Source organism: Kitasatospora sp. NPDC056783 (assembly GCF_042789895.1).
Taxonomy (GTDB): Bacteria; Actinomycetota; Actinomycetes; order Streptomycetales; family Streptomycetaceae; genus Kitasatospora.
Genome location: NZ_JBHUAF010000554.1, coordinates 1 through 4080 on the forward strand (window position 1 = coordinate 1; position 4080 = coordinate 4080).

The following is a 4080-nucleotide window of genomic DNA, read 5'->3' on the forward strand; positions in this document are numbered from 1 at the left end:
GGCCGGCCTTCCCTGTCCGGGCGACCTCAGAACTCCGTCGGGGTCCAGGCCTGGGCCGAGGTGCCGAGCAACAGATCAGCAGCGGCCGCCGCGCCGGGGCGGAGTTCGGTGATGAGGGCGGCCGAGGCGAGCTTCGAGGCCGTCTCGGCGCCCAGGTACAGAGAGCCCAACTGCGAAGCACCCAGGGCGATATCGGCGTCATCGGTGGTCCGCACGCAGCGGCCGGTGCCGTCCTCGTCCGCTTCCAGGGCCCAACGGCCGGACGCGTAGCCGAACTTGTCGTCGACCTCCAGCACCACCCGGCCGGGGGCGCCGTACGTCCGGGCGGCGAAGGCGGCCTCGACGTCCAGCAGCCGGAGCCACATCATGTCGGAGTTGTCCTCGTGCGGGGTGGCGGCCCGCGGGTCCTGGAGCAGCAGCGGCAGCGGGTCGCTCGGGCCGAGCTTGCGCACGTCGACCCGGGACACCCAGTCGACCGACAGCACCAGGCGCCAGAGTTCGACGGCGGTGGGCAGGTCGAGGGCGATGAACTCGTCCACGACGAGCGTGCAGTCGGGGCAGGCGTGGTCCCACTTGTTGGTGATCCGGTACGTCACCAGGCCGGTGACCGTGCCGTCGGCGTCCCGGTGGAGGGCGGCGAACGGCTCCTTGAAGTCGTCGCCCGGCACCCGGATCTCGCCGACGTGGCGCTCCCACCAGACCGCGTCGCGGTCGATCGCCCCCGGCTGGGTGCGGCGCCAGCGCTCGTGCAGGTCGGAGCCCAGCTCGCGCAGTTCCGCCATGGTCACGAAGTCGATCCGGCCGCCGGGAACGCCCGGGAGGCCCTCGCGCGGACCACCGCTGCGGCGCAGGTCGATGTTCCAGCCGCCGCCCCGGGTGGCCGGGCCGAAGCCGAACCGGCCGTAGATGTTGTACTCGGCGGCGATCAGGATGGCGACCGCGCTGCCGCGCTCGGCGGCGGCCGCGAGGTCCCGGCGCATCATCGTGCTGAGCACGCCCCGGCGGCGGTGGGTGGAGCTCACCGTGACGTTGGTGATGGCGTCGGCCGGCACGACCGCCCCGCCGGGGACGGTCAGTTCGGCGTCGAAGCTGCGGAAGGTGGCGATCTGGCGCTCGCCGTCGAAGCCGGCCAGCATCCGGCCCGGTTCGAACCGCCGACGGAGCAGATCCGACGCGAGGCCCGCATCGGGGCGCAGGAAGCCGAAGTTGAGCGCCCTGCTCCACTCCTCCACCTCGTCCACCGAGACGGCCCGCACCTGGAGCCCGCTCACGGTGTCGACGGTCGTGTGATCGATGCTGTTGCCCATGGGGTCACCGTACGGCGGCGGTTGGGATGCGGCATCCGATTTATTCCGTGCCCGACCCGAGGTGCTCGCCCGGCGTCACCACCCAGTGGTTGACCCGCAGGACGCGGTCGGAGAAGTCCAGGTCCCGCTCGCCGAGCAGCCGGAAGCCCAGCGCCCGGCAGATCCCGTTGGACGGGCCGTTGGTGACCCCCGGGTTGGCGTGCACCTCGCCCCAGCGGCCGTCCTCGGCGGCGGCGTCCAGCACCAGGCGGACGGCCGCCTTGGCGAGGCCGCGGCCCTGGTGCTCGGGCAGCACCATCCAGCCGATCTCGGAGACCGTCTCGCCGTCCTCCTCGTCCGACCAGAGCGTGATCGCGCCCGCCGCCTCGTCGCCGTCGGCGCCGTCCGCCACGATCATCCTGATCCAGGAGCTGTCGGCGGCCACCTCGGCCACGTCCTTGCGCAGCCGTGCCTCCACCCGGTCCCGGGGCAGCGGCCCGCCCAGCTCGGCCATCATCTCCGGGTCGCAGCGCATCCGGACGTACGCCTCGACGTCCCCCGCCCGAACATCCCTCAGCCGCACGGTTCCTCCTTGGTACCGGTCCGGCGCAGCACCGGTCCGGGCGGCCACGCTAGTGGGGCCCACTGACATTGGCGTCCGGTGGTGCGGGCTGGCATCCTCGTGCCGGTTCAGGTAGGGACGATTCCGTTTTTTGGGGGAACGATGGAGACCGAGTACTCCCGGAAGCTGAAGGACGCGGAGGGCTGGTCCCTGGCCGCGAAGCTCGTCGGCGGTCTGACCGTCGCCGTCTGGCTCTGGGCGCTCTGGCAGGTCTTCGTGCCGGGCAACGGGACCTGCGACGCGCCGGCCTTCTACGAGCCGAAGAGCTTCCACCTCCAGGAGGTCTGCGACTCCGAGGCGATCGGCCGGATCGGCGGCGCGGTCGCGGCGATCCTGGTGGCCCTGCCGCTCGCCGCGCTCTGGGGCTGGACCTTCGTGCGGCTGCGCGCGAGCCGTGCGGCGCTGGACGCCCTGAGCTACCGGTAGCCGCACGGAGCCGCCTGCCCGGTGGGCTGACCTGCGAGCTGACCGGCGGGCGCTGAACAGGCCGCGACCGACGCGAAGGCCCCGGGACGGAACACCGGCCCGGGGACATCGTCCTGCCGGCCTCACGGCCGGGCGTAGAAGTTCGGCCTGCCCATGATCCAGAGGCTGGCCTGCTTGATCGGCTTGCCCGCCCGCGGCGCCTCGATCATCTGGTCGTCGCCGATGTACAGCCCGACGTGGAAGATGTCGGCGGCGCGCCCGGTGTCGCTCCAGAAGACCAGGTCGCCGGGGCGCAGGTCGCGGTAGCCGACGGGGGTGCTCTCGGCGTACTGGTCGGCGGCGAAGTGGTTGAGCCGCCGACCGCCCTCGCGCCAGGCCATCATGGTCAGCCCGGAGCAGTCGTAGCCGCCCGGGCCCTCGCCACCCCAGACGTAGGGCAGGCCGATCTTGGACTTGGCGAAGGCGACCGCGGCGGCCGCGCCTTCGGCGGACCACGGGCGGGTGTCGGGCGGCGGCGGGGCCTGCGCGGCCTTGGCGGCGGCCTCCTCCGCTTCCCGGGCGGCCTGTTCGGCGGCGGCGCGGGCGGCCGCCTCGGCCTCGCGGGCGGCGATCGCCTCCAGCGCCTCGCCGCGTTCGCGCTCCAGCTCGACGGTGGTGTCCCGGGCGACGGCCAGCTCGGCGAGCAGCTGCTCGCGGTGCCGGTCGGCGGCGGCCACCTCGTTCTGCTGGGCGGCCAGCCGCTGTTCCGCCCGGAGCTTGGCCGCGCCGACCTCGGCGGCGGCCTTCCCGGCCGCCTCGGCGGCGGTACGGGCGGCGGCGGAGGAGGTGCGGGCGGCGGCGGCCGTGGTGGTGGCGGCGTCCAGGATCTGCCGGGTGCGCTGGCTGACCTGGCCGATCGCGGCGGCGCGGTCGCCCGCCTCGCGCGGGCCGTGGGCGCCGAGCAGCGCGTTGAGGGCGGACAGTTCGGCGCCCGCGCCCTGCCGGTACGTCTCGGCGGCGAGCCGGGCCGCGTCCTCGGCGGCGGCCGACCGCTCGGCCTCGGCGGCGGCGGCTCGCAGCGCGGCGGCGGCCTCCTCGGTACGGGCCCGGGCGAACGCGAGCCGGGCGCCGTTGTAGGCCTCGACGGCCCGTTCGGTGGCGCGCCCGGCCTGCTCCAGCTCGGCCCGGGCCGCGGTGAGCGCGGCTTCCAGGGCGGCCACCGAGGACGCCTTGCCGTCGGCCTCGGCTCGGGCCCGGTCGATCTCCTCGGTGGCCGGGTACGCCTCCTCGCCGCCGGCCGGGCCGGCCGTGGGTCCGGGGTCCGCCGGGGCCGCCGGGACGGCCCGGGCGGCGGGGAGCAGCCCGAGCACGGCGGTGAGGGACAGCAGGAGGGTCGGCAGGAGCCTGCGCGCCACGGGACGTCCCCTTCTGACGGGTCCGGAGGGGACGGCGTCGGACGGTGCGGCCTCGGGGGTGCTCGGCGTACGGGTGGACGTCGGCGCCGGGAGGGGTGGCGGGGGGTCCGATGAATCATCCCATCACGTGACAGAACGGTCACATGACGCTCATGTTCTCAATTCCGGCGGGCTTCACACCTGGAACATGCGCCGCCGGTCGAGTGACAGTCAGATCATCTTATGAATTGCCGGTTCCAGGGCCCGGGAGACCCGAGGACTCCCGGGCGACCGGCCGCGCGCCTCACCGGCCGATCCGGCGGGTGTGCGTCCGCAGCCGGGGGTGCCGCACGGGGCGGCGCTCCAGACCGGT

General features: G+C 74.6%; 4 protein-coding genes. 1 reads left to right on the forward strand and 3 read right to left on the reverse strand.

All coding sequences use genetic code 11. The annotated features are described in order from the left end of the window. Positions 1–26 precede the first annotated feature (26 nt). Positions 27–1307 (reverse strand): GNAT family N-acetyltransferase, encoded by a 1281-nt coding sequence (locus ACFRMQ_RS38945; RefSeq protein ID WP_380735627.1) that lies wholly within the window; start codon positions 1305–1307, stop codon positions 27–29. Positions 1308–1347: 40 nt separating this feature from the next. Beyond that, entirely contained in the window at positions 1348–1869 is a 522-nt protein-coding gene (locus tag ACFRMQ_RS38950) for a GNAT family N-acetyltransferase (protein WP_380735628.1), read from the reverse strand. Positions 1870–2010: 141 nt separating this feature from the next. On the opposite strand from ACFRMQ_RS38950, the gene ACFRMQ_RS38955 reads away from it, so the two are divergent. Beyond that, entirely contained in the window at positions 2011–2334 is a 324-nt protein-coding gene (locus ACFRMQ_RS38955; RefSeq protein WP_380735629.1) for a hypothetical protein, read from the forward strand. A gap of 122 nt (positions 2335–2456) precedes the next feature. Here ACFRMQ_RS38955 and ACFRMQ_RS38960 read toward each other — a convergent pair whose 3' ends face one another. After that, complete coding sequence (locus ACFRMQ_RS38960; protein ID WP_380735630.1) at positions 2457–3728, reverse strand: C40 family peptidase; 1272 nt, start codon at positions 3726–3728, stop codon at positions 2457–2459. Positions 3729–4080: the final 352 nt, after the last annotated feature.

Coding starts and splice junctions, on each gene's coding strand:
- ACFRMQ_RS38955 (WP_380735629.1), top strand. CDS start 2,011: ATGGAGACCGAGTACTCCCGGAAGCTGAAGGACGCGGAGGGCTGGTCC.
- ACFRMQ_RS38945 (WP_380735627.1), bottom strand. CDS start 1,307: ATGGGCAACAGCATCGATCACACGACCGTCGACACCGTGAGCGGGCTC.